Raw genomic sequence first — 23,721 nt, forward strand, 5'->3', positions numbered from 1 at the left:
CCCGATGGACTGAAAGCTGCTGGGACGGTTCAACCGTCTCAGCCGCCCACATGCTCGACGCTTTCCTCGATCCGCTCCATGTCGTCGTCCGACAGGCCGAAATGATGGCCGATCTCGTGGATCAGCACATGGGTGATGATGTCGCCCAGCGTCTCCTCGTTCTCGGCCCAATAATCGAGAATCGGCCGGCGGTAGAGAATGATCCGGTTCGGCATCTCGCCGGTTTCCATGGTGAAACGCTCGCCGATGCCGCGTCCCTCGAACAGTCCGAGCAGATCAAACGGCGTTTCCAGCGCCATGTCCTCGAAAACGTCCTCATCCGGAAAATCGTCGATCTCGATGGTCAGATCGGTCGCCAGCGCCCGGAATTCGTCCGGCAGGTGGCTGTAAGCCTCCAGTGCCAGGGATTCGAATGTGCTGATTGTCGGCGCGTGGCGTTCCCGCCAATCGTCGCTCTGGTCTATACGGGCCATGGGCACTCCTTGCTTGCCCCCTGATATAGCCATTTCCCCAGCGTTTTTCGAGGGTTGAATTTGGTTGGACCCTGTCAAGGAATAAATTCTTAGAGAATCCCGTTGACTCTTCTTTGAAGCTCTGGAATCTATAGGAACATAACAGGAACAATTTGAATTGGAGTGACGTCATGGTGCAGACGCCCATGACGCGCGAGCGTCTTTCTGCGCTCCGCGAAGAGATCGCAAGGCTGGAAAATGAAAACGTCCCCGGGCTCCTGAAAGCGGCCAGGAAGGGCGCTCCGGAAGGCTTCGAGCAGAAGATCGGCAATGAGGATGCAGACGTTTTTAGGCAGGTTCTTCCCCTCGGTATCGCCGCACTCGACGATATCCTCCAAGGCGGTTTGCCGCTTGGCGGGCTCACCGAAATCCGTACTGCGGAAACCCGGGATGCAGGTGCTGCGATGGGTTTTGTTCTCGCATTGGCGGTGCTTTGCCAAGATCGCGGACAGGCAGTCTCGCCCGTTCTTTGGATCGGTCAGGGAATGACTGCGTCTGAAGCAGGTCCTCCCTATGGCCGTGGGCTGCAGGCCTACGGGCTGGATACTGGCCGTTGCATCTTCAGCAGCCCCCGAACTATCGCCGATGCGCTCTGGATTGCTGAAGCGGCGCTCTCGGTCCCGGTCTTTACCGCTATCATCCTGGAAATCCGGGGAAACCCGGCCCAGTTCGGCCTGAACGAAAGCCGCCGCCTGCATATGCGAGCGCGAACAGGCAAAGTGCCGATTTTTCTTCTGCGACAGGCGGGTGAGGAAGAGGCGAGCAGTGCCATCTTCCGGTTCCGTGTTGCCCCTGCCCCCGCCGCTGGGCGGCCGCTTCCGGATGGTTCGATGCTGGCTGGTAGCATCGGCAATCCGGTCTTCCGGGTCGCCGTTGAGAAAAGCAGGGCCTTTGCACCTCTTGAGCTTTTGATGGAATGGAGTTCCCATGCCCGCCGTTTCCGAGATCTCGTCCCAGAGACAGCCGCTTCTGCTGCAAAACGCCAGCCAGCGCATTCTGTCGCTGAACTTCCCGCATCTGCCGGCGGACCGGGTGGCGCGGATGAAATGGGGCGTGTCATGGCTTTCCAGAAAGCGTCCTGATTTTCCGCCGCTGGTTTTTGTCGACCGTATCCAGAATGCCATGCGCATTGCAGCCCTTGATATCTGCGGTGAAAAGGCCGGGTTGAAACGCGGACAGGGTCTGGCGGAGGCGCGCGCCATGCTTCCAGGCATCGAGATCATTCCAGCCAATCCTGCTGCCGACAAGGGTCTTTTGACATCGCTTGCCGACTGGTGCGACCGGTATACGCCGCTTGTGGCGATGGATGGAGCGAACGGGCTCTATCTGGACATCAGCGGTTGCGTCCATCTGCATGGCAGCGAACAATCGCTTCTGACCGACATCCTCTCCCGGCTTTTTCGCCTGGGCATCGAGGCACGTGGTGCAATTTCCTCTTCAGCGGGCCTTTCCTGGGCGATGGCGCGCTACCGGCCGGGGGAAATCGCCGGGCCTCAGGATGCCGAAGACGTCCTGTCTTGCCTGCCCCTTGCGGCACTCAGGCTTCCCCTGGAAACGATCGAGACGCTGGCGCGCGTCGGTTTGAAAACGGTCGGCGATCTCATTCCTCTGCCGCGGGCGCCTCTAGCCCGCCGGTTCGGCCCGTCGGTGCTTCTACGCCTCGATCAGGCTCTTGGATTCGAAGACGAGCCGCTTTCTCCACGCCTTCCGGTGGCCAGCCTGTCGGCGGAGAGGCGCCTTGCCTTTCCCATTCAGGATGAGGACGATATTCTCGGCCTGACATTGCAGCTTGCCAAGAGCCTGCGGCAGAGCTTGGAAGAACGCGAGGAAGGGGGCCGCCTGTTCGAACTCGTGCTCTTCCGTGTGGATGGAAAGGTCTTCCGCATTCGGGCCGCCACGTCGGCTGCATCGAAAGATCCCGAGCGCATCGCCGCGCTGTACCGCGAGCGTCTTCAGGCCATTCACGACGATCTCGATGCCGGCTACGGTTTCGAAATCCTTCGTCTCTGCGTACTGAAGACGGAACGCTATGTTGCGATCCAGGAGGATTTTTCCGGGAGATCGGATCAGACCCGCTCCCTGTCGGCCTTTGCCGATCGGGTCATGGCGCGCTTCGGGCCGGAGAGCCTGTCCGTGCTGGTGCTGCAGGAAAGCCATGTGCCCGAAAGGGCGGCGGGCTTTTCTCCGATTGCCGATATCGCCGGGCTCTCTGCGCAGCAGAGGCTTGATATGCCCGCCGCCGCGCTGCCCTCCGTTCGCCCCTTGCGGCTTTTCCGTCATCCGGAACGGGTGGACGCGATCGCGACCGAATTGCCGGAAGGCGCGCCGGCAAGCTTCAAGTGGCGCAAGATCACCTATCAGGTAGCCCGGGCCGAAGGTCCGGAGCGGATCGCCGGCGAATGGTGGATCGACGGAGAAGATGCGCTGACGCGGGATTATTTCCGGATTGAGGATTCGGATGGACGGCGCTTCTGGCTGTTTCGCGATGGCCTCTACGGCCAGACCGTCGCGCCCCCGCAATGGTTCCTGCATGGGATTTTCGCATGAGCGCCGCACCGGTCTTTTATGAGCTTGGCGCCAGAACCAACTTTTCCTTTCTGGAAGGGTCTACTCCGGCCGAGATCATGGTGGTCACGGCCCGGAAAATCGGGCTGGCGGGTCTCGGGATCGCGGATCGCAATACGGTGGCCGGCGTGGTTCGCGCCCATGCCAAGGCAAAGATCGAGAACTATGCGTTTCAACCCGGTGCGCGGCTGGTTTTTGCCGATGGCACACCGGATATTCTCGCCTATCCGCGCAATCGGCGGGGCTGGGCGCATCTGTGCCGCATGCTCAGTGCGGGAAACCTTCGCTCGAAGAAAGGAACCTGCACGCTGTTCCTGTCCGATCTGCTCGAATGGCAGGACGAGCTTCAGCTGATCGTTCTGGAAGGCGCCGGCCGTCCCGATGCTCCGATGCTCACCAGCCTTTTGTCCAAGCTCAGCGATTATGCCGGACATCGGCTCCATCTCGGCATGACACCGCATTATGACGGGTTCGATCAGCACGACTTCGCCAGTCTGGCTGCAATTGCCTTAGAGACAGGAACTCGGCTTATTGCCAGCAATGATGCGCTCTATCACGCGGCCGATCATAGGCCGATGGCGGATATCGTCACCGCTATCCGGGAGCATGTCACGATCGCAGGGGCAGGCCTGCGCCTTCAGGCCAATGCTGAGCGTCATTTGAAAAACCCGGTAGAGATGACCAGGATCTTTCGCGATTATCCTGATGCCATCGCAAACACTGCCAAATTCTTTCGCCGGCTATCCTTCAACCTCGACGAATTGAAGCATAATTATCCGACGGAGAGTGGCGAGGATGAAACCCCGGCGCTCGGACTGCAGCGGCTTGTCCGTGAAGGCGCGATGCTTCGCTATCCCGGCGGTGTTCCCAAAAAGGTCGAACGCCAGCTGGCCTACGAACTCGAACTGATTCAAACCAAGGAATACGAGCCCTATTTCCTGACCGTCCACAAGCTGGTGAACTTTGCCCGCAGCAAGGGCATTCTCTGCCAGGGGCGGGGATCGGCAGCCAATTCGTCGGTCTGCTTTTGCCTGGGCGTCACCGAAGTCGATCCACAGAAATTCACCCTGCTGTTCGACCGCTTCCTGTCGCGCGATCGTGATGAACCGCCGGATATCGACATCGATTTCGAGCATGCCCGCCGCGAGGAGGTGATCCAGTATATCTACCGGGAATATGGCAAGGAGCATGCCGGTCTTGCATCGGCCGTCATCAGCTACCGTGCCCGCTCGGCTGGCCGTGAGGTGGCCAAGGTTTTCAGCCTTTCCGAGGATGTGCAGTCGGCGCTTTCCAGCTCGATCTGGGGCTGGTGGACCACGTCTTTTTCGCAGGAGCAGGCAAAAGCCGCCGGTCTCGATATGACGGACCCGACCACGTTGCGGGTGTTGAACTATGCCGGCCTGCTGATGGAATATCCGCGCCATCTGTCGCAGCATGTCGGCGGCTTCGTCATTACCAAGGACCGTCTCGACGAGGTCGTGCCAATCATGAACACGGCCATGCCCGATCGCTACATGGTCGAATGGGACAAGGACGATCTGGACAATCTGAAGATTCTGAAGATCGACGTGCTGGCGCTCGGCATGCTCACCTGTCTCGCCAAGGCCTTCAAGCTGCTGGAAAATCATTACAACGCGCCCAAAAGGCTGTCGCAGGTCTATGAAGACATTCAACCGGCCGTCTACGACATGATCTGCCGGGCCGATACGGTCGGCGTCTTCCAGATCGAGAGCCGGGCGCAGATGAGCATGCTGCCCCGTCTGCGGCCACGGGAGTTCTACGATCTCGTCATCGAAGTCGCCATCGTCCGGCCCGGACCTATCCAAGGCGACATGGTCCACCCCTATCTGAAACGGCGGCAAAACCCGGATGCTGTGGAATATCCAAGTGAGGAGTTGCGGGACGTCCTGAAGCGGACCCTCGGCGTGCCGTTGTTTCAGGAGCAGGCCATGCAGATTGCCATCACGGCCGCAAAATTCACCCCCGCCGAAGCTGACAAGCTTCGCCGGGCCATGGCAACATTCCGTCGAACCGGCCAGGTCGCCCATTTCGAGGAACGCATGGTGAAAGGCATGATCGATAATGGCTACCAGCGTGACTTCGCCGAGCGCTGTTTCAATCAGATCAAAGGTTTTGGCGAATATGGCTTTCCGGAAAGCCATGCAGCTTCATTTGCCCTGCTGGTCTACGCCTCTTCCTGGTTCAAGACCTATTATCCCGACATTTTCTGCGCCGCTCTGCTCAATTCCCAACCGATGGGGTTTTACCCACCCGCCCAGTTGGTGCGGGATGCACGCGAGCATGGCGTGAAGGTTCTGCCGGTCGATATCAACATATCCGATTGGGATGCCGCTCTTGAGGGTGATGCTATGTTCGATCCCAGCGATATAGAGCCGCGCCATAGGGAGATGCGCGATGTCATCAGGACGGGAAAAGCAATCCGGCTGGGCTTTTCGCTCGTCAAAGGCCTGCGTCAGGTGGATATGGTTGAAAAACTCGTTGCCCATCGCGGCGGCGGTTATTCCTCGGTGCGGGATCTTTGGCTGCGGTCAGGCCTGACGCGCTCGGCCATCGAGCGTCTCGCGGATGCAGACGCTTTCCGATCGATCGGGCTCGACCGGCGCGCAGCGCTCTGGGCGGTCAAATCGCTCGACGAGAAGTCCGCAGCGGAAAGACTTCCGCTGTTCGAACAGGCTGGTCAGAGCGATCTTCAGCAGGAGCCGGAGGTCATCCTACCCCAGATGCCGCAGGGCGAGCATGTCATCAACGACTATCGCTATCTGAGCTTGTCGCTGAAAGCACATCCCGTTTCCTTCCTGCGCGAAGATTTTTCAAGGCAGGCTATCGTCACGAACCGCAGCCTGGATTCAGTCCGAAACGGCCGCATGGTGACAATCGCCGGTCTCGTTCTGGTACGCCAGCGGCCGGGAACGGCAAAGGGTGTGATCTTCATGACGCTTGAGGACGAAACTGGCGTTGCTAATGCCATCATCTGGAAAAATGTATTCGAGACGTATCGTTCCGTTGTCATGGGCGCGCGTCTGGTCAAGATCAGGGGGCGCCTGCAAAGTGCCAGCGGCGTCATCCATGTGGTTGCAAGCCATCTGGAGGATATGACACCGGCGCTCGGCATTCTCCAGAAAGAGGCAAGGGGTTTTGGCGCTAATGCCAGATCCGATGAAGTGCTGAGGCCCACGGGCGATCACCGGCAAAAGCATGGGTTTCGAAAAGACAGCCACCCTCATGACGAGGCAGGGAATCGTCGGGACATGATCGAAACTGTGAACGTCATGCCGAAGGGAAGAAACTTTCATTGAACGCGCCAATCCGCGTCGCCGAAGGCAAACCGGATGTTTGTAACAAAAATTGTTTGCATTTTTGCCACTCAAGAAAACTTGAATTTGGCCGAAAAGCCGGTCTCGTCTGCCCTTGCGCTTATTAAGCTAATGAAAACACGATGCTTTCTATCAAGTTTAGAATTGCTCTAATATCTATCGCCGAATTAGTCGCGACGACCTAGCGCCATTTTTTGTTGACACCAAATATCCGCTTTTGCTTTATGACTTGAATTCAGTGCCTTGCTTATCACGGACAGACGAAATGCTGGTTTGTAGCTGCAATTTTATCACCGATAAGGACATTCAGGACACCATCATCGAGATGCTCGATGAGGACTGTTGGCAGCTTATCGTGCCTGCAAAAGTCTACCACGCGATGGAAAAACGTGGCCGTTGCTGCGGCTGTTTTCCAAATGTCGTAGACATCATCATTCGCACCACCGAGCAATATCATGCCGGACGCCCCTCGACTGGCGACCAGATATTTGATTTCATAACCCGCCTCAAACAATTCCATGAAGAAAACAGGAGAGCGGATCTTGAAAGGCGACACAAAAGTCATCGAGCAGCTTAACGAAGCGCTGTATCTCGAGCTCGGGGCTGTCAACCAGTATTGGGTTCACTATCGTCTTCTAGACGACTGGGGCTACACGCTGCTTGCCAAAAAGGAGCGGGCCGAATCCATCGAAGAGATGCAACACGCCGACAAGCTGGTTTCCCGCATCATCTTCCTCGAAGGCCATCCCAACCTTCAGACGGTCGCACCGCTTCGCATCGGTCAATCGGTCAAGGAAGTCTTGGAATCCGATCTCGCCGGCGAGTATGACGCCCGCGCAGCCTATAAGAAATCTCGCGATATCTGTCATGACGCGGGCGATTACGTAACCATGAAGCTGTTCGAAGAGCTGCTGATGGATGAAGAAGGCCATATCGACTTCCTCGAAACCCAGCTTGATCTGTTCAACAAGATCGGTGCCGAGAAATACGGCCAGCTCAACGCAGCGCCGGCCAACGAAGCCGAATAAGGCTCCAACACTGTTAAAAAAATACCCGCCACGATTTTTCGTGGCGGGTATTTTTTTAAGTTAAAACAAATGTTTGACCCGGCGGAGCACTGGAGATCGTCAGCCCCATACGGTGCGGCATGTCTTGATCTACCTTGGCGGAGCGTTGCCAGCCAGGTGCCCGAACGCTGCCACGACATTCTCGTAGACCCCGCGTTTGAATGCCACAATCAGGTCTGGCAGCGCCAGCATCGGCTTCCAAGCCCATTCGTCGAACTCCGGCTCGTGGCCGCCGGGAGGCGGGTTGATGGCAATTTCCGATTCGTCGCCCTCGAAACGGAAGGCAAACCAGCGCTGGGTCTGACCACGATATTTGCCCTTGAGGCCGATACCGATCAGATGCGCAGGCAAATCGTAGTTGATCCAGTCGGGGGCTTCGGCAAGCAGCGAGACGGTTGTCATGCCGGTTTCTTCGTGGAGTTCGCGATAGGCCGCTTTCAGCGGGTCCTCACCCTTGTCGATGCCGCCCTGGGGCATCTGCCAGAGCTGCGCCGAGCCGTCATACTCGGAATTGCCGATTGGAATGCGCCGCCCGGCCCAGACAAGACCCTCCCGGTTCAGCACCATGATGCCGACACAGGGGCGATAAGGCAGATCCTCGGCCTTGACCGGTTTCGATTTGTCCTTGCTCATGATGTAACCCTTGCCTGTCTGCCTTTGCATGCCGGATCAGTGAGATCCGCGCGGTTCGATCGAATACGCTACTGCTGTTGTGGATCCTTGACGAGGGCCGAAACGCCGACAAATTCGATGCCGCGTGTGCTTGCCTCGTCCATCCACTGGGAAATGGCTGCGACGCTTTCATCGAAGGCCGAGGCAACGCCGATAGCGCCGCCATTGCGCCTGGCGATGCGCTCGAGTTCATCGAGTTTCTTCAGGATCGCCGTGCGGTCGATCTCGTCATCGACGACCATGTCGGCAAATCCATGGGGTACGCCGATCGTTTCGGCCAGCGTGCCGGTCAGCGTCTGCGCCGATGTCGCGTCGTCGAGGAACAGCAGCCCGCGCCTGCCGATATCGCGCATCACCGGCTCAAGCGCATCGGCGTCCGAAAGAAAACGGCCGCCGAGAAAATTCATGATGCCGGTATAGTTGGTGATCTGGGCCAGTGAAGTGTGCAGTTCCGACAGGTTCTTCTTTGCATCCAGCCCGACGCGCAGCGTGTGCGGGCCGGGATTGTTTTCGGGGTAGTCGAAGGGTTCGAACGGGACCTGCAAAAGGATTTCATGGCCGGTGCGACGCGCTTCCTGCATCCAGCGCTGCAGGCTGTTGCCGGTTGCGGCAAAGGCCATCGTGACATCGGGGGACAGCTGACGCAGCGCATTCTGCGTGCCCGTCTGGCTGAGGCCGAGGCCGCCGACCACGATGGCAATGCGGACGCCGCGTGCGCCGGACCATGGCCGCGCATACTGATCCATCGGCCGCAGCCCCTCAGGACCGGTGACCGGCAGCCGTCCCTCCGGGCTGTCTTCCAACAGGTCGTCATTCGGGAAAGTCGCCAAGCGCGGGTCCTGTCCCTTGGTCCGGCCGACTTCGATGAAGGCGGGGCCGTCGCCGTCGCGCTGTTTGGGAGAGAATTTGGTGACGATGGAACCGTTGTCGGTCAGCGTTTCCTCGACATGGGCACCGGAAAGCCCACCGCTCGTCTTCTGCTGCTTGAGTTTGGTGCTGTCGGGCTCTGTCGCGGCTTTGTCGCCTGGCTGGGCGGCATCCGCTACGATCTGCGGTTCCGGCGGCAGGATCAGTCCGGTCGGCTCCAGAACGGTCCAGAGCGAAACGCCAATCAGCGCCAGGGCACAAATGCCAAGCGACAGGCGGCCGAATGTCAGGCCGGACTTTTCAGCTTTGGAGGAGCGCGTCTTGCGGTTCTGACCAAGAGGAGCGTTGAGATCTGTTCCCAAGAGGGCCTCTGTCGATCTGAGTTGCGATGGCGGAAGCCTTTGGCTTGGGCGTTCCCTTAAGAGTCGAAACCGCCGCCCAGCTGGAGCCGGGCGGCGAAGAGTATCAGGCGATCCGTGTTGTCAGCGGATGTTACGGCTTCAGTTCAGCTTTTTCCGGATTGGCCGGGAAGGCCGGGTCCGTCTTCTTGCCGCGCAGAAGGTCGAGCGCGTAGTTCAGCTGCAGGTCGTCCTTGGTTTCCGGCGGGACGTAAGCAACCGAGCCGGAGCCCTCGTCGTTTTCGTTCTGGCCCTTGATGTGGCCACGCAGGCTGGATTCGCTCGTGGTTTCGACCTTGCCGAGCAGTTCCGGCGGCAGCGGCTGATCGACCTTGATGTCCGGCGAGATGCCGGTGCCCTGGATCGACTTGCCCGATGGCGTGTAATAGAGCGCGGTAGTCAGACGCAACGCGCCGGCTTCGCCGAGCGGAATGATCGTCTGAACAGAACCCTTGCCGAACGAACGCGTGCCGAGAACGGTGGCGCGCTTCAGGTCCTGCAGGGCGCCGGCAACGATTTCCGATGCGGAAGCCGAACCGCCGTTGACGAGCACTATCACCGGCTTGCCGTCGGTCAGATCGCCTGGCGTCGCGTTGAAACGGCGCGTCTCGTCGGGATTGCGGCCGCGGGTGGAGACCACTTCGCCGCGTTCAAGGAAAGCGTCGGAGACGTTGATCGCCTGGTCGAGCAGACCACCCGGATTAAGGCGAAGGTCGAGCACATAGCCCTTGAGCTTGTCAGCCGGAACCTGAGCCTTGATCTTTTCGATCGCGTTCTTCAAATCGTCATAGGTCTTTTCCGTGAAGGAAATGACGCGGACATAACCGACATCGTCTTCCGTGCGGAACTTGACGGCGCGCACGGCGATGATGTCGCGGACGATCGTTATGTCAATCGGCTTTTCAGCACCCTTGCGCAGGATGGTCAGCTTGATCGGCTTGCCGACCGCGCCGCGCATCTTGTCGACGGCTTCCTCAAGCTTGAGACCGCGCACGTCGGCACCGTCGATCTTGGAAATGAAGTCACCGGCAAGAACGCCAGCCTTGGCGGCCGGTGTATCGTCGATCGGGCTCGTCACCTTGACGAGATCGTCTTCCATCGTGACCTCGATGCCGAGACCGCCGAATTCACCCTTCGTCTGGGTGCGCATGTCCTCGGCATCCGTCGAATTCATGTAGCTCGAATGCGGGTCCAGCGACGAGAGCATGCCGTTGATGGCGTTTTCGATCAGCTTGTCGTCCTGTGGCGGCGTCACGTATTGCGCACGCACGCGCTCGAAAACATCGCCGAAAATCGACAGTTCGCGATAGGTCGACGGGTTAGCCGCGACGGCCGGGACGATGGAGGAATATACAACGCCCGTGGCCGCTGCACCCATGAGTGCCCCGACCAGAACAAGTGACGTTCTACGAATCATTGCGTGCCTTTCCGGTGTCTGCTGCGGTCCACCATGGTCGGGAATCAACCGGTTTTCCGTCTTTTCTGAATTCAATGTAAAGCGTCGGGCGTTCTGTTTCCAGCGCCAATGCAGTGGCACTGGCCACTCTTTTGTTACCCATCGTACCCAGCGGTTCACCGGCGACGACGAATTGTCCCTGTTGCACCGTAACACCCTCCAAACCCGAGAGAACGACGTGATAGCCGTCACCGGGGTTGAGAATAATCATCTGGCCGTAACTGCGAAACGTACCGGCAAAAACGATCCAGCCATCCGACGGCGCGGTCACCAATGCCCCTGCATTGGTCTCAAGCATGATGCCCTGAAGCGAATGCCCCGTGCCGTCGGCGTCGCCGAATTTGCGCAGGATCGATCCGGCAACCGGAAGCGCGAGCTTTTTCTGCAAGTCCGAAAACGCATATGCAGGCGCAATACGGTTTTTGTCGGGCGTCGTGCTGTTTGCCAGCTCGCGGGCCTCGTTTCGCTGGGCCTCCGACATCAGCCGGCGATTTTCCTCTTCGGCCTTGGCGGCCGCCGCTGCATCGCGTGCGGAAGCGATTTCGCTCTCGATCGAGCCGATAAGCCCTTCGAGACTGGTTGCCTGCGTTGCAAGCTGCTCGGCCTTGCGGCGTTCGGAGGCGAGTTCTGTGGCGCTGCGCTGCTTGAGTTTTTGCTTTTCAACGATCAGCATGTTCATGCGCCGCTCTTCCTCAAGCCTTGCCGTCATGTCGTCGCCAAGCGCCTGCTTCTGGGTGACGATTTCCTTGCGAACGCCGGCAAGCGCCTTCAGATCGGCGGCAAGGTTTTCCGTTTCGTGACGAATGCCGGGAACAACGGCGCCGAGCAGGATGGCGCTGCGCACGGAGGCGAGCGCATCTTCCGGCGTCACAAGCAGCGCCGGTGGCGGATTGCGCCCCATCCGCTGCAGCGCCGCCAGCACTTCGGCAAGCACGCCGCGCCGGGCGCGCAGGGAGGCATGAACGGCGTCTTCCTTTGTCCGCAACGTGGTCAGCTTCTCTTCACCATCGATGATCTGCTGTTCCAGCGCCTTGCGTTTGTCAGCCGAGGCAACAAGCGCCGTGCGCAGCGATTCACTGGTTTTCTCCAGTTCCGCTATTCCGGCCTGCAATTGTGCGGCGCGATCGTTGGAAAGGGTGATGGTCTTCGACAGGGCTTCCAATTCGCTACGGGTGCTGTCGCGTTTTACGGCAAGTTCTGCGGCGGGATCCGCCTGCGGCGGAGCCTGTTGGGCGGCGTCTTGCGGGTTTTGATCCGGTATCTCGGGAGTTTGCGCCAGCGTAGCGGTGGCGGTGGCGAAAAGGAAAGTGATGGCCAAAACGCTCGCGCGGAAACAGAGCCATCCGGTGTTTCCCGGCTGCTCTTCCCGTGCCTGCTTTGCCGCACCTGTGGTCATTCCGCCATCGCTGTCAGCCGTCTATTTAAGTGAAAACCCTACGCTGATTTGGCCAGTTCAGCCAACAGCCATTCTTGGCAATTGCGGCATCCGGATGGCGATGCAACGCTGACCGTTCAAACCCGATGATAGGGATGGCCTGAAAGGATGGTGACGGCGCGATAAAGCTGTTCTGCGATCAGGATACGCACCAATTGATGCGGCCAAGTCATCTTGCCAAGACAGATAACGGCATCCGCCTTGGCGTGAAGGGCTGGATCAAGCCCGTCGGCGCCGCCGATGGCAATCATCAGGTCGCGCTTGCCACTGTCGCGGAAGGAGCCAATGAGGGATGCGAAACCTTCGGAATCGAGGGCCTTGCCGCGTTCGTCGAGCAGGATGAGAAGACTGGCATCGGGCAATGATTTTTCGAGTTGGGCCGCCTCTTCGCGCTTGCGCGTATCGGCGCTTGATCCCCGGCTTTCGGCGACTTCGGCAATCCGCGACAGTTCAAGGCCGATTGCGGGGCCGGCCTTGGCGAAACGGTCGAGATAACGGGCCGCCAGATCCTTTTCCGGGCCGGCCTTGAGGCGCCCGACGGCAAACAGGCCAACCCGCATGTCATTTCCCTAATTTTTATCACACCAGTCAGAGCGTCGCCGTTTGGTCCGCAGCGAGAGGCATATTCTCCCCGCCCAGCAGAGCGCTGGTGGCGTACCTCAATCTGCAAATGGCCGCAACCAGCTAACCTGTCCCGCACGGCCATGCAGGAAATGTGTCACTGATGCTCAAGCACCCGAAACGGCGCTCAGGGTCAGTGCAAAGTGCCGTCTTCCATGTCCGGCGCGGCCCACATCTTTTCGATGTTGTAGAACTCGCGGATTTCCGGGCGAAACACGTGAACGATGATGTCGCCGCCGTCGATCAGCACCCAGTCGCCGGTCTCCAGACCTTCAACGCGGGCATTTCCCTGGCCACCGTCCTTGAGATCAGTGATCAGGTGATCGGCGATCGCCATGACATGCCGGCTGGATCGCCCGGAGACCACGACCATGTAGTCTCCCAGCGCCGATTTCCCGGCAATGTTAATGGTGACAATATCTTCTGCCTTGGAGTCCTCGAGACTGCCGAGAACCAGGTGAAGAGCACGGGCAGCGACTTCGTCACTGCGTTCCGGGCTTTGCGGGAAAATGCGGGTGACATTTCCCTTCGCGTGTACTGTTGTCAGGGTTTTTCCTTTCCAGGTGAACAGAACAGGCATGGCGCGATTCGAATGTCGGTCGAGCCGCACTCTAAATGTAGGCACCAATGCCCTACGGTTTCAAGACACGAGAAGTAAATGACGGTTAATCATTGCTTATATGCACTCAAGATTTCGCCCGTAACGCCGTGGAACTCAGCGGTGAACGCGGTCCGTGAATGAACGTCCAGGCCGGAGCCTTGCGCCAGGCGAGGCTTGCGGCATGGGCTTCGTCAACGCGCGCATAATCAAAGGTTTTCGCCATCTTTGAGGACAGATAGGACAGGGTATCGCCGGGGCGGTCGATGACGGCGATCGGGAAGGTGCGGGCAATCTTTTGCCAGTCCTGCCAGAGATGAAAATTCTTCAGATTGTCGGCGCCCATGATCCAGACGAAATGAATGCCGCGATTTCGTTCACGGATTTTTTCCAGCGTGCGCGCCGTATAGCTCTGGCCGAGCGACTGCTCGAAGGCCGTCACCTTGATGCGCGGATCGTGGGCGATTTTCTCGCTGAGCGCAATGCGTTCGGCAAGCGGGGCCAGATGGTTACGGCTCTTCAGCGGATTGCCGGGTGTCACCATCCACCAAAGCTGCTCCAGCCCAAGCCGGCGCAGCGCGATATCGGCAACGAGCACATGGCCGTCATGCGGCGGATTGAACGAGCCGCCGAACAATCCGACGGTCATGCCTTTCTCGGCATGGGGCATTTTCAGATAGAACGGATCGACGTCGCCCGTCAGCACCTTACGGCCGGACCTGACCGGTGCCGCGCACCCTGTATTTGAACGAGGTCAGCTGCTCGACGCCGACCGGCCCGCGCGCATGCATCTTGCCGGTGGCGATGCCGATTTCGCCGCCCATGCCGAACTCGCCGCCATCGGCAAACTGGGTCGAGGCATTGTGCAGCAGGATGGCCGAATCGACTTCTGCAAAGAAGCGCTCGACGACGGCCGGGTCCTCGGCAATGACGGCTTCCGTATGGGCCGAAGACCAGGACGAGATATGATCGACCGCGCCCTCAATGCCATCGACCAGCGTTACCGAAATGATCGCGTCGAGATATTCCGTTGCCCAATCTTCTTCGGTCGCCGCAATCAGCCCTGGAACCATGGTGCGGATATCTTCGCTGGCGCGGACTTCGCAGCCGGCATCACGAAGGGCAGTGATCAGCGGAAGGACGAATTTGTCCTTTGCCTTGCGGTCGATCAGCAGCGTTTCGGCGGAGCCACAAATGCCGGTGCGGCGCATCTTGGCGTTGACGACGATCCTTTTCGCCATCTCCAAATAAGCGGAAGCATCGACATAGACGTGGCAAAGGCCTTCCAGATGGGCAAAGACCGGTACGCGCGCCTCGTTCTGGACACGGGCAACAAGGCTCTTGCCGCCACGCGGAACGATGACGTCGATCGAGCCGCCAAGACCGGTCAGCATGGCGCCGACGGCCGAACGGTCGGAGACCGGAACCATCTGGATCGCATGCACTGGAAGCCCGGCATCCTTTAGGCCCTGAACCATACAGGCATGGATCGCTTGCGATGAATGCAGGCTGTCGGAGCCGCCGCGCAGGATCACGGTATTGCCGGCCTTCAGGCAGAGTGCGCCGGCATCGGCCGTGACGTTCGGACGGCTTTCATAGATGACACCGATGACGCCGAGCGGCGTGCGCACGCGTTCGATATGCAGGCCGTTGGGGCGATCCCACTCGGCAATGACATCACCGACGGGATCGGGCAGTTCGGCGATCGCGCGGATGGCATTGGCCATGTCGAGGACACGGATTTCCGAAAGGGTCAGCCGGTCGAGAAAGGAGGCGGCAACGCCGGTTTCGCGGGCATTTTCGAGATCGAGCGCATTGGCGGCGAGAATGTCGTCCTTATGGGCGACGATATTGCTGGCCATGCTGATCAGGGCTGCATGCTTGCGCTCCGCAGATGCCGTGGCGAGCGGCCGGCTGGCGGCGCGGGCCTGACGGCCGATCACCGCCATCAATTCCTGGATTTCTTTCTTTCGCGCATCGTCAAGCATGAGCGTCGCTCCTCACTGCATCCGTCTCCCGCTTGGCGGATGCCGTCATCACCATATCGTCGCGATGCACCATGGCGGCGCGTCCGGCATAACCGAGAATGACGGCAATTTCCGCCGATTTCTTGCCGGTGATCTGACGGGCTTCGTCGGCATCGTAACCGGCCAGTCCACGGGCAATTTCGCGGCCTTCCGCACCAATGATGGCAATTGTATCGCCGCGGCTGAACGATCCCGTCACCTGGCGAACGCCTGCCGGAAGCAGGCTTTTTCCGGAGCGAAGCGCTGTTTCGGCACCGATATCGATGGAAAGGCTGCCAGCCGGCAGCAATTGCCCGGCAATCCAGGTTTTGCGCGCGGTCACCGGTGAACCGGATGGCGCAAACCAGGAGGAACGCGCACCTTCGCCGATTGCCGACAGCGGATGATCGACCTTGCCGGACGCAATGATCATGGCGCAGCCGGCACCGGTGGCAATCTTACCGGCATCGATCTTGGTGCGCATACCGCCGCGTGACAGCTCGGATGCAGCACCCCCTGCCATCGCCTCGATCTCCGGGGTAATCTCGGCGATGGTTTCGAGGAACTGCGCATCGGGATCGAGATGCGGTGGCGCGGTGTAAAGCCCATCGATATCGGATAGAAGCACGAGCAGATCGGCGCCGGTCATGGTGGCGACACGGGCCGCCAGACGGTCATTGTCGCCATAGCGGATTTCGGTGGTGGCGACGGTATCGTTCTCGTTGATGATCGGCACGGCCCGCATCTTCAAAAGCTGGCTGATCGTCGCGCGGGCGTTGAGGTAACGGCGCCGCTCTTCGGTATCGCCAAGCGTCAAAAGGATCTGGCCGGCAACGATCTCGTCGGCCGACAGGCTTTCGGACCAGGCGCGGGCCAGCGCGATCTGGCCAACGGCCGCCGCTGCCTGGCTTTCCTCCAGCTTCAGCGCGCCGGGCGCGAGATCGAGCACCGAACGGCCAAGCGCAATGGCGCCCGACGAGACGACGAGAACTTCGACACCCTTGGCCCTCAGTACAGCGATATCGGCGCACATCGCATTCAGCCACTGCTTTTTCAGGCCTGTCTTGCGGTCTACAAGCAGGGCCGAGCCGATCTTGATCACAATCCGGCGGTATTTTTCCAGCGGTTTGCGTTGCAGCGTCATGTCAGTCTTCGTCCACCGGGGTCTGTGCAGCGACGATGATATCGCGCAATGCCCGCAACGTTTCGGTCATACCGGTGCCGACCACGGCCGACAGCAGCAGCGGCGTCTGGCCGCTGGCCTTTGCCAGTGCTTTCTGCTTCTTCTTCAGTTCGGTCGGATCAAGCACGTCGATCTGCGACAGCGCAACGATTTCAGGTTTGCCGGTCAGCTCGCCGCCATAGGCTTCGAGCTCGTACTTGACGGTCTTGTAGGCCTTGGCGACATCTTCCTCCTGTGCGGAAACGAGATGCAGCAACACGCGGGTGCGCTCGACATGGCCGAGGAACCGGTCACCGAGACCGACGCCGTCATGGGCGCCTTCAATCAAGCCCGGAATATCGGCCAGGATGAACTCGCGGCCGTCGATCGTCGCAACACCGAGGTTCGGATGCAGCGTCGTGAACGGATAGTTGGCAATCTTCGGGCGCGCGCGGGTCACCGTCGCCAGGAATGTCGACTTGCCGGCATTCGGCAATCCCACCAGACCGGCATCGGCAATCAGCTTCAGCCGCAGCCAAATGGTCTTTTCCTCGCCCTCAAGGCCTGGGTTGGCCCAGTTCGGTGCCTGATTGGTCGAGGATTTGAAATGGGTGTTGCCGAAACCGCCATTGCCGCCGGCAGCGAGGCGGAAGCGCTGGCCCTCGGCGATCATATCGACGATCATCGTCTCAGAGTCTTCCTCGAAGATCTGCGTGCCGACCGGAACTTTCAGCGTTACATCGCCGCCGCCGGCGCCCGTGCGGTTGCGGCCCATGCCGTGGATGCCCGTGCCGGCCTTGAAATGCTGCTGGAAGCGGAAATCGATCAGCGTGTTCAAGCCATTGACGGCCTCCACCCAGACGTCGCCGCCACGGCCGCCGTCGCCGCCATCCGGGCCGCCGAACTCGATAAATTTCTCGCGCCGGAACGACACAGCGCCAGCTCCGCCGTCGCCGGACCGGATATAGACTTTTGTTTCGTCAAGAAATTTCATCGCACTGCCATCTGTTTGGTGTATTTGCCGCCACAATTGTCGCCATCGATATAGGCGCGTGCTCCGGAGGTCAAAGAATATCGTGAAGTTTTTGAGCTATAACATCCAGTACGGCGTCGGTCTCGACGGCCGTTTCGATCCCGAACGCATTGCTGCAAGTCTTGAAGGTGCCGATGTGATCGCGCTGCAGGAAGTGACGCGGAATTTTCATCGCAACGACTATGCGGATCTTCCGGCCATTTTTCGCGACCTGATGCCGCAATACTTTTCCACCTTCTGGCCAGCCTGCGAGATCGATGCCGGATCGGCGATCGAGAACAGCCGGGCCGTCGATCGCCGCTTCCAGTTCGGCAACATGATCCTGTCGCGTTTCCCGATTGCCGCGACCCGCCTCATCCCCTTGCCGCGCACCCGCACGATCTCGCCGATGAACCTGCAGCGTGGCGCGACCGAAGCACTGGTCGTCACCCCTTCCGGCCCGCTGCGGGTCTATTCCGTGCATCTCGACCATGTCTCTCCGACGGAGCGCATCGCCCAGATTGCCTATCTGAAGGAAAAGGCGCTTTCCTATCCGCGCGAGGGCGGGGCGATGACCGGAGGAGGAGATTTCGGCTTTGCCGAACTGCCGCATCCAGACGATTTCGTGCTGATGGGTGATTTCAACATGGAGCCGGAGGGACCGGAATACTGTATGATGACCGGCTCGCGCGATGCCTATTACGGCCGCTCGCTGCGGCTTGAAAACCCGGTGGATGCGCTGGCGCATCTCGGCCGGCTGACGCCTGAAAGCTACAGCTGGATCAATCCCGCCGATCATCAAAAGCGCATGCATCTCGACTATTGTTTCCTCAGTGCCGGTCTTGCGCCACGCTTGCGGCATGCCTGGATCGATACCGAGGCCGCCGGTTCGGACCACCTGCCCGTCGGCTTCGAGCTGGAATAGGGCCAAGAGAAAAGGCCCGCGGCTTCGTTGCCGCGGGCCTTCCTTCATTCATGGAGCGCGCAGGGCACCCGCCGTGATGCTGGTCTCGATATGGCTGACCATGCCGTTGCGGGCCAGCGTATAGATCTGGCTGCAGCCGGTGATCTCGAAGCCGATCTTCTTCTGCAGCTTCAGCGATCCGGCATTGTCGGCAAACACGCCGGAATGCAGGACGGTGCCGGGCATGCGCCGGAAGAACCGCTCGATGGCCGCATGCGCCGCCTCGGTGGCATAACCGCGATTCCAGTAATAGCGGTTCAGCCAGTAGCCGAGATGCCATTGGCCATGCATGAGCTCGATGCCGACGCAGCCGATATGGACGTCGTCGCCGGTGGTGATCGCCAGCGTCCAGCCGGCAATCAGTCCCGAACCCTGCCGGACCAGCCAGTCATGTGCATCCTGCCGGTGATAGGGCACAGGCACCCGCGCCAGCATGCGCGAGACCTGATAGTCGGCCAGCGATTGCGCCACCGCATCTGCATCCGACAGCTTATGCGGCCGCAGGATCAGCCGGGCGGTTTCGATGACCGGGCAAGGGCCGGGATCGGGACGAACCGCAATCTTTGGCCGTTCCCGCAGATGAGCGGTCATCTCAGACCTCCCCAGCTGCGCAACGACATCCAGGTCTTGCGATCGAGCCGGTACCATTCGACGGCCATCATCCCGCCCAGCGCCAGGCTATCGACCATTCCGGAGCCCTGGAACTGGAAGCCGCATTTCTGGATGACCCGCCGCGATGCGACGTTCATGACCCGGCAGCGCGCATCGATCTGGTCGATGTCGCGGGTGCGGAAGGCCATGTCGGTCAGCGCCTGGGCTGCCTCTGTGGCAAAACCCTTGTTCCAGTGCGGTTCGCCCAGCCAGTAGCCAAGCTCCGCCGTCTTGCCGTCGGGATTCGGCTCGATACCGCAGCAACCCAGAAATGCGCCATTATCCGCTTTGGTAATCGCATAGACGCACTTGCCAATCGTGCCCGTTTTCGTACGGCGTACGAAATCCGCAGCATCGGCCACCGTGTACGGGTGCGGCATGCGCGAAACCATGGTGGCGATATTGGCGTTGTTGGCAAGATGGGCAAGGGCGTCGATATCGTCTTCGTGGGGCGCGCGCAAAACGAGCCTGGGCGATAACAATATCGGGCAATCGGTCCTTGACCGTTGGGGCCGCAGCCGTTCCTGAGAAGATTCCAGGGAATCTTCCCGGGGAGACCGTGATTGGCTCTCCCTCAACAGTTCGCTTTGCATGTTCAGTCCTCCAAGACGTGAAAAAGGGGAGATCGGGCATTGCCCCATCTCCCCTTTTGATCTTGGCCTGAACACGGTAAGCGTCAGCCGGGTCGATGAGACGCCGGCTGTTTTAAGAGCGCTACCGGCTTATTCCGCTGCTTCGGCTTTCGGCATTACAGACACGTACACGCGGCCATTGGCCTTCGTACGGTAGTTCACATTGCCGGCCGTAAGTGCAAAAATGGTGTGGTCCTTGCCGAGGCCGACATTGGCGCCCGGATGCCACTGGGTTCCGCGCTGACGCAGAATAATGTTGCCCGGAATGACGACTTCGCCACCGAACTTCTTCACGCCGAGGCGCTTGGACTGTGAATCGCGACCGTTGCGCGAGGAACCGCCAGCTTTTTTATGTGCCATGGATGTTCTCCTTTAAACCTTGGATCCGTGTCTCAGTTTGCGGCTTCAGCGGCAGCGTCGTCGGACTTCTTGGAAGCCTTCTTCGCCTTCGCGCCGGCAACAGCAGCGATGTCCAGAATGCGGACAGTCGTGTTGTGCTGGCGGTGACCGCGGGTGCGCTTCGAGTTCTGGCGGCGGCGCTTCTTAAAGGCGATGACCTTCTTGGCGCGACCATGTTCCACAACTTCGGCGCTGACAACGGCACCTTCGACAAACGGAGCACCGATGGTTGCATCGGCGCCGACGCCGACCATCAGGATCTCGGTGAATTCAATCTTGTCGCCTGCGGCGCCTTCCAATTTTTCAATCGTCAGAACGTCGTTGGCTGCCACGCGGTACTGTTTACCGCCGGTTTTGATGACTGCGAACATTTTTTATCCTTTCATGTTCGTTCCGGCTCTTCGCTCAAGGCGAGGCCGTCTTTTTCTTCAGTCGGACATAACAAGGCCTTTCGGCCTTGCCGGTGAACGGGCACAATAGAAACCCGGCGCGGTGAGGACATGCCACACCACTTCGATTTCGCGAATTACGTGAAGCCGGCAAAACTGTCAAGGTGAAAGACGCGGATGCGTTTGATTTTCCTTGATCCACCCTCTTGTCATTGCCGAAAACTGCCGCTATGAACCGCCTCGCGCTAACGGCGCCGACCAGCATATCCGGAGAGGTGGCAGAGTGGTCGAACGCACCGCACTCGAAATGCGGCATACCTGCAAGGGTATCGTGGGTTCAAATCCCACCCTCTCCGCCATTCTTCCCTAGGTTTAAATAGGCTTTCGCTGTTCGGTGCCGAACAGCCTTGGCGAAGCCCGGCGAGACTTCTCGATGATCCCGCCGTGGTGATACCCGTCCGTTGGACGATCGTTGGAGCAGGATCAGCTACGGATGCCCTGCGCAAAAGAATAGGGCAACTTCCTTCGCCCCAATGCTCCGAGCGATCGGAAAACGTGGGGATGGTGGTGGGGATCAGAAAGCCCGGTCTTTGCAAAGCTCCCGGCCCTTTGGGGATCAGAAGTTGCGCTGCAGGCGAACGAAGCCCTGGACCTGTTCCTGCGCATTGTCAGGATCGATATATTGAACGCTGATCTTGGTCGCAAGATTGGTGATGATCTTGTAGTCGACAGTCAGGCCGGCGCGCCAAGTGTCTCCGCCGGTAAAATCGCCATTGGCGTCGAGATCAATGTTGCTCAGATACTGAACGCCCGGTGTCAACGAAAGCTTGTCATTGACCTTGATGACGTATTGGGCGCCAAGGCTCCATTCCGCCTCTTCGAAATAGTAGTTGGCACCGCTTGCCCAGATGCCGTAGACGCCCAGCTGGGTTGATCCGATATCCAGATAGCCGATTGCGCGAACAGCGCCCTCTTCGGTATCGGTGTCGTAGCTGCCCAACAGGTATCCGCTGATGGCACCGGACGCTCCAAAGATCTGGCCCCCGATACCGACATTGTTGGGGCCTTCGCCGGGCTTGGTGCGGTAGCGTTCCTCGAGTTCGTCCACGGCTACGCCAGCGCTGAAAGTCTTTGTGTCGGCAAACATATAGCGGATCGAATTGTGAACGGTCTGGTTGCTGGAGACCACGTCCGTCTCGCCGCTCATGCTGCGATCATTGTCCCACCAGCTGTATTGCATGCCGGCGCGCAGGTTGGCGATATCGATATAGGCTTCCTGCAGGAAGGTCGACGAGGAATCACTTCTCTCGATATTGCCGCGCAACGTGATGACGCCGGCCAGCGTGCCAAACTCGGTATCATTCTTGGTCGAAAGCGTCATCTGGCCGCGGTTCCAGAAGGACCAGTCCGACGTGCCGGCCCGGTTACGGCCAAACCGTCCCTCGAAGCGGATATAGCCGCCGATGGACAGACAGGTCTCGGTGCCAGGAATGTAGAAATAGCCGTTGCCATAGGCGTCGCAGACGCGGACATATTCCAGGGATTCCGGTTCGGCGGTCATAATCGCGTCGGCGGCTTGCGTATTCGCAAATGCGGTCAGTAGGATTGCCGACGACAAAACAATGGTTTTCTTCACGATAAATCCCCAGCTTTTGTAACAGTGAAGCCGCTGATCGCAATTTTTGCCAATAAACCATCGGCGCCATCAGACGATGACCGTCTTTGCATACAAAGCAGCATTAACACTTTGATGACAGCGTAGACCTGCCTTGGGTTGAAGGCTTCAATCCGTGCTCCGATCGGGGTTAGAATCGAGGGCGAAATATTGCGCGGCGGCACGACCCGATCGCAGTACACCGCATCTCGTCATGCCGCCGTGATATCCTCACGATCCCCCCCAATCCATCGACTGCGCAAATTCCCTTTCTCACGCTCTATTTTTCTCCGATCCTCGCCACATATGGCAGTTTATGCCCCGACGAATGCGGGCGGGCGTGGGAGAAATTGTGAACAGTTTCAAGGGAGAATTATCGTGCGTCTGAAAACAACATTGATCGGGACCGCCTTGGCGGTACTCGTTTCCACGGCTGCGGCCAATGCTCAGGTCGTCGTATCCTCGAAGATCGACACCGAGGGTGGCGTACTGGGCAATATCATCCTCGCCGTTCTCAAGGCCAACAATATCGAGACGACCGATCGGGTCCAACTTGGCGCGACGCCGGTCGTGCGCAAGGCGATCGCCGCGGGCGAGATCGATATCTATCCGGAATACACCGGCAATGCCGCCTTCTTCTTCGAGAAGGCCGACGATCCGCTCTGGAAGGATGCCGCCAAGGGCTACGCCGAAGCCAAGAAGCTCGACTACGATGCCAACAAGATCGTCTGGTTGTCACCGTCGCCGGCCAACAACACCTGGGCCGTCGCGGTGCGCAAGGATCTGGCCGATGCCAGCAGCATCAAGACTTTCAGCGATTTCGGAAAATATGTTGCCGGCGGCGGCACGGTCGTGCTGGCGGCCTCCTCCGAATTCGTCAATTCGGCTGCAGCTTTGCCGGCATTCCAGACGACTTACGGCTTCACGTTGAAATCGGACCAGCTGATCACGCTTTCGGGCGGCGATACCGCAGCGACGATTTCGGCTGCGGCCAACCAGACAAATGGTGCCAATGCCGCCATGGTCTACGGCACGGATGGCGGCATCGCGCCATCGGGCCTCGTCGTCCTGGAAGACGACAAGTCGGTGCAGCCCGTCTACCAGCCGGCGCCGATCATCCGCGAGGCGGTTCTGAAAGATCATCCGGAAATCGAAACCTTGCTGAAGGCGGTGTTCGAGAAGCTCGATCTGGTGACCCTGCAGGATCTGAACGGCCGCGTTCAGGTTGGCGGCGAACCGGCAAAGGCGGTCGCGGAAGACTTTTTGAAGAAGAACGGTTTCCTGAAATAAGCCGTTTGAATAGGCTGCCGTGAAACGGCCGGCTCC

22 protein-coding genes, 1 tRNA gene and 1 pseudogene are annotated in these 23,721 nt (G+C 59.4%); 8 read left to right on the forward strand and 16 right to left on the reverse strand.

What is annotated here, in order from left to right:
* Window positions 1–38 precede the first annotated feature (38 nt).
* Window positions 39–473 carry a metallopeptidase family protein gene (locus ACP7BS_RS13355; protein ID WP_426231384.1) on the reverse strand — a complete coding sequence of 145 codons (435 nt, stop codon included), beginning with the start codon at window positions 471–473 and terminating at the stop codon, window positions 39–41.
* A gap of 170 nt (window positions 474–643) precedes the next feature.
* Here ACP7BS_RS13355 and ACP7BS_RS13360 point away from each other — a divergent pair, with 170 nt between their 5' ends.
* From ACP7BS_RS13360 to bfr, 5 genes are all read left to right on the forward strand, one after another.
* Window positions 644–1,594, forward strand: a complete 951-nt coding sequence (locus tag ACP7BS_RS13360) for an ImuA family protein (RefSeq protein WP_426238490.1) — start codon at window positions 644–646, stop codon at window positions 1,592–1,594.
* Window positions 1,595–1,634: 40 nt separating this feature from the next.
* Window positions 1,635–3,059 carry a DUF6504 family protein gene (locus ACP7BS_RS13365; RefSeq protein ID WP_426238607.1) on the forward strand — a complete coding sequence of 475 codons (1,425 nt, stop codon included), beginning with the start codon at window positions 1,635–1,637 and terminating at the stop codon, window positions 3,057–3,059.
* A complete protein-coding gene (locus ACP7BS_RS13370; protein ID WP_426238491.1) occupies window positions 3,056–6,394 on the forward strand; it encodes an error-prone DNA polymerase in 3,339 nt (1,112 codons plus the stop codon). Before ACP7BS_RS13365 ends, ACP7BS_RS13370 begins: the two co-directional genes overlap by 4 nt.
* A gap of 283 nt (window positions 6,395–6,677) precedes the next feature.
* On the forward strand, window positions 6,678–6,989 hold the full coding sequence (locus ACP7BS_RS13375) for a (2Fe-2S)-binding protein (protein WP_426238492.1): 312 nt from the start codon (window positions 6,678–6,680) through the stop codon (window positions 6,987–6,989).
* Window positions 6,955–7,440 carry a bacterioferritin gene (gene bfr / locus ACP7BS_RS13380; protein ID WP_426231380.1) on the forward strand — a complete coding sequence of 162 codons (486 nt, stop codon included), beginning with the start codon at window positions 6,955–6,957 and terminating at the stop codon, window positions 7,438–7,440. Before ACP7BS_RS13375 ends, bfr begins: the two co-directional genes overlap by 35 nt.
* A 129-nt stretch (window positions 7,441–7,569) precedes the next feature.
* Here bfr and ACP7BS_RS13385 read toward each other — a convergent pair whose 3' ends face one another.
* From ACP7BS_RS13385 to obgE, 10 genes are all read right to left on the reverse strand, one after another.
* The gene (locus ACP7BS_RS13385; RefSeq protein WP_426231379.1) at window positions 7,570–8,112 is read right to left on the reverse strand and encodes an RNA pyrophosphohydrolase; all 543 of its coding nucleotides are present in this window, start codon (window positions 8,110–8,112) and stop codon (window positions 7,570–7,572) included.
* A 68-nt stretch (window positions 8,113–8,180) separates the two neighbouring features.
* Window positions 8,181–9,380 carry a divergent polysaccharide deacetylase family protein gene (locus ACP7BS_RS13390; protein ID WP_426238493.1) on the reverse strand — a complete coding sequence of 400 codons (1,200 nt, stop codon included), beginning with the start codon at window positions 9,378–9,380 and terminating at the stop codon, window positions 8,181–8,183.
* A gap of 130 nt (window positions 9,381–9,510) precedes the next feature.
* Entirely contained in the window at window positions 9,511–10,833 is a 1,323-nt protein-coding gene (locus ACP7BS_RS13395; protein ID WP_426231377.1) for a S41 family peptidase, read from the reverse strand.
* A complete protein-coding gene (locus ACP7BS_RS13400; RefSeq protein ID WP_426238494.1) occupies window positions 10,823–12,268 on the reverse strand; it encodes a murein hydrolase activator EnvC family protein in 1,446 nt (481 codons plus the stop codon). Before ACP7BS_RS13400 ends, ACP7BS_RS13395 begins: the two co-directional genes overlap by 11 nt.
* A gap of 116 nt (window positions 12,269–12,384) precedes the next feature.
* Entirely contained in the window at window positions 12,385–12,867 is a 483-nt protein-coding gene (rlmH, locus tag ACP7BS_RS13405; RefSeq protein ID WP_426231375.1) for a 23S rRNA (pseudouridine(1915)-N(3))-methyltransferase RlmH, read from the reverse strand.
* A gap of 194 nt (window positions 12,868–13,061) precedes the next feature.
* Entirely contained in the window at window positions 13,062–13,508 is a 447-nt protein-coding gene (rsfS, locus tag ACP7BS_RS13410; protein WP_426129875.1) for a ribosome silencing factor, read from the reverse strand.
* 106 nt (window positions 13,509–13,614) lie between these two features.
* A complete protein-coding gene (locus tag ACP7BS_RS13415; protein ID WP_426238608.1) occupies window positions 13,615–14,196 on the reverse strand; it encodes a nicotinate-nucleotide adenylyltransferase in 582 nt (193 codons plus the stop codon).
* 37 nt (window positions 14,197–14,233) lie between these two features.
* The gene (locus ACP7BS_RS13420) at window positions 14,234–15,514 is read right to left on the reverse strand and encodes a glutamate-5-semialdehyde dehydrogenase (protein ID WP_426238495.1); all 1,281 of its coding nucleotides are present in this window, start codon (window positions 15,512–15,514) and stop codon (window positions 14,234–14,236) included.
* Window positions 15,507–16,676, reverse strand: a complete 1,170-nt coding sequence (gene proB / locus ACP7BS_RS13425) for a glutamate 5-kinase (protein ID WP_426238496.1) — start codon at window positions 16,674–16,676, stop codon at window positions 15,507–15,509. Before proB ends, ACP7BS_RS13420 begins: the two co-directional genes overlap by 8 nt.
* Window position 16,677: 1 nt before the next feature.
* Window positions 16,678–17,688, reverse strand: coding sequence for a GTPase ObgE (gene obgE, locus ACP7BS_RS13430; protein WP_426238497.1), 1,011 nt, complete (start codon window positions 17,686–17,688; stop codon window positions 16,678–16,680).
* Between the two features lie 82 nt (window positions 17,689–17,770).
* Between obgE and ACP7BS_RS13435 the strand changes: the two genes are divergently transcribed.
* Window positions 17,771–18,631, forward strand: coding sequence for an endonuclease/exonuclease/phosphatase family protein (locus tag ACP7BS_RS13435; protein ID WP_426238498.1), 861 nt, complete (start codon window positions 17,771–17,773; stop codon window positions 18,629–18,631).
* A gap of 48 nt (window positions 18,632–18,679) precedes the next feature.
* Here ACP7BS_RS13435 and ACP7BS_RS13440 read toward each other — a convergent pair whose 3' ends face one another.
* From ACP7BS_RS13440 to rplU, 4 genes and pseudogenes are all read right to left on the reverse strand, one after another.
* Entirely contained in the window at window positions 18,680–19,261 is a 582-nt protein-coding gene (locus ACP7BS_RS13440) for a GNAT family N-acetyltransferase (protein ID WP_426238499.1), read from the reverse strand.
* Window positions 19,258–19,914: a GNAT family N-acetyltransferase gene (locus ACP7BS_RS13445; protein WP_426238500.1), complete on the reverse strand. Its 657-nt coding sequence runs from the start codon at window positions 19,912–19,914 to the stop codon at window positions 19,258–19,260. The genes ACP7BS_RS13440 and ACP7BS_RS13445 overlap by 4 nt, the downstream gene beginning before the upstream one ends.
* A 129-nt stretch (window positions 19,915–20,043) precedes the next feature.
* A complete protein-coding gene (rpmA, locus tag ACP7BS_RS13450; RefSeq protein WP_037096930.1) occupies window positions 20,044–20,313 on the reverse strand; it encodes a 50S ribosomal protein L27 in 270 nt (89 codons plus the stop codon).
* Between the two features lie 101 nt (window positions 20,314–20,414).
* Window positions 20,415–20,723, reverse strand: a pseudogene (rplU, locus tag ACP7BS_RS13455) (50S ribosomal protein L21); the annotation flags it as partial.
* 287 nt (window positions 20,724–21,010) lie between these two features.
* On the opposite strand from rplU, the gene ACP7BS_RS13460 reads away from it, so the two are divergent.
* Window positions 21,011–21,100 (forward strand) — tRNA-Ser (locus ACP7BS_RS13460).
* A 257-nt stretch (window positions 21,101–21,357) separates the two neighbouring features.
* On the opposite strand, the gene ACP7BS_RS13465 is transcribed toward ACP7BS_RS13460, so the two are convergent.
* Entirely contained in the window at window positions 21,358–22,377 is a 1,020-nt protein-coding gene (locus ACP7BS_RS13465; RefSeq protein WP_426238501.1) for a porin, read from the reverse strand.
* 396 nt (window positions 22,378–22,773) lie between these two features.
* Between ACP7BS_RS13465 and osmF the strand changes: the two genes are divergently transcribed.
* On the forward strand, window positions 22,774–23,685 hold the full coding sequence (gene osmF, locus ACP7BS_RS13470) for a glycine betaine ABC transporter substrate-binding protein OsmF (RefSeq protein ID WP_426238502.1): 912 nt from the start codon (window positions 22,774–22,776) through the stop codon (window positions 23,683–23,685).
* Window positions 23,686–23,721 lie beyond the last annotated feature (36 nt).

The organism is Pararhizobium sp. DWP1-1-3 (assembly GCF_049896125.1).
In the GTDB taxonomy this organism is placed as follows: Bacteria; Pseudomonadota; Alphaproteobacteria; order Rhizobiales; family Rhizobiaceae; genus Pararhizobium.

Coding starts and splice junctions, on each gene's coding strand:
- ACP7BS_RS13355 (WP_426231384.1), bottom strand. CDS start 473: ATGGCCCGTATAGACCAGAGCGACGATTGGCGGGAACGCCACGCGCCG.
- ACP7BS_RS13360 (WP_426238490.1), top strand. CDS start 644: ATGGTGCAGACGCCCATGACGCGCGAGCGTCTTTCTGCGCTCCGCGAA.
- ACP7BS_RS13365 (WP_426238607.1), top strand. CDS start 1,635: ATGCGCATTGCAGCCCTTGATATCTGCGGTGAAAAGGCCGGGTTGAAA.
- ACP7BS_RS13370 (WP_426238491.1), top strand. CDS start 3,056: ATGAGCGCCGCACCGGTCTTTTATGAGCTTGGCGCCAGAACCAACTTT.
- ACP7BS_RS13375 (WP_426238492.1), top strand. CDS start 6,678: ATGCTGGTTTGTAGCTGCAATTTTATCACCGATAAGGACATTCAGGAC.
- ACP7BS_RS13385 (WP_426231379.1), bottom strand. CDS start 8,112: ATGAGCAAGGACAAATCGAAACCGGTCAAGGCCGAGGATCTGCCTTAT.
- ACP7BS_RS13395 (WP_426231377.1), bottom strand. CDS start 10,833: ATGATTCGTAGAACGTCACTTGTTCTGGTCGGGGCACTCATGGGTGCA.
- ACP7BS_RS13400 (WP_426238494.1), bottom strand. CDS start 12,268: ATGACCACAGGTGCGGCAAAGCAGGCACGGGAAGAGCAGCCGGGAAAC.
- rlmH (WP_426231375.1), bottom strand. CDS start 12,867: ATGCGGGTTGGCCTGTTTGCCGTCGGGCGCCTCAAGGCCGGCCCGGAA.
- rsfS (WP_426129875.1), bottom strand. CDS start 13,508: ATGCCTGTTCTGTTCACCTGGAAAGGAAAAACCCTGACAACAGTACAC.
- ACP7BS_RS13415 (WP_426238608.1), bottom strand. CDS start 14,196: ATGCCCCATGCCGAGAAAGGCATGACCGTCGGATTGTTCGGCGGCTCG.
- ACP7BS_RS13420 (WP_426238495.1), bottom strand. CDS start 15,514: ATGCTTGACGATGCGCGAAAGAAAGAAATCCAGGAATTGATGGCGGTG.
- proB (WP_426238496.1), bottom strand. CDS start 16,676: ATGACGCTGCAACGCAAACCGCTGGAAAAATACCGCCGGATTGTGATC.
- obgE (WP_426238497.1), bottom strand. CDS start 17,688: ATGAAATTTCTTGACGAAACAAAAGTCTATATCCGGTCCGGCGACGGC.
- ACP7BS_RS13440 (WP_426238499.1), bottom strand. CDS start 19,261: ATGACCGCTCATCTGCGGGAACGGCCAAAGATTGCGGTTCGTCCCGAT.
- ACP7BS_RS13445 (WP_426238500.1), bottom strand. CDS start 19,914: ATGCAAAGCGAACTGTTGAGGGAGAGCCAATCACGGTCTCCCCGGGAA.
- rpmA (WP_037096930.1), bottom strand. CDS start 20,313: ATGGCACATAAAAAAGCTGGCGGTTCCTCGCGCAACGGTCGCGATTCA.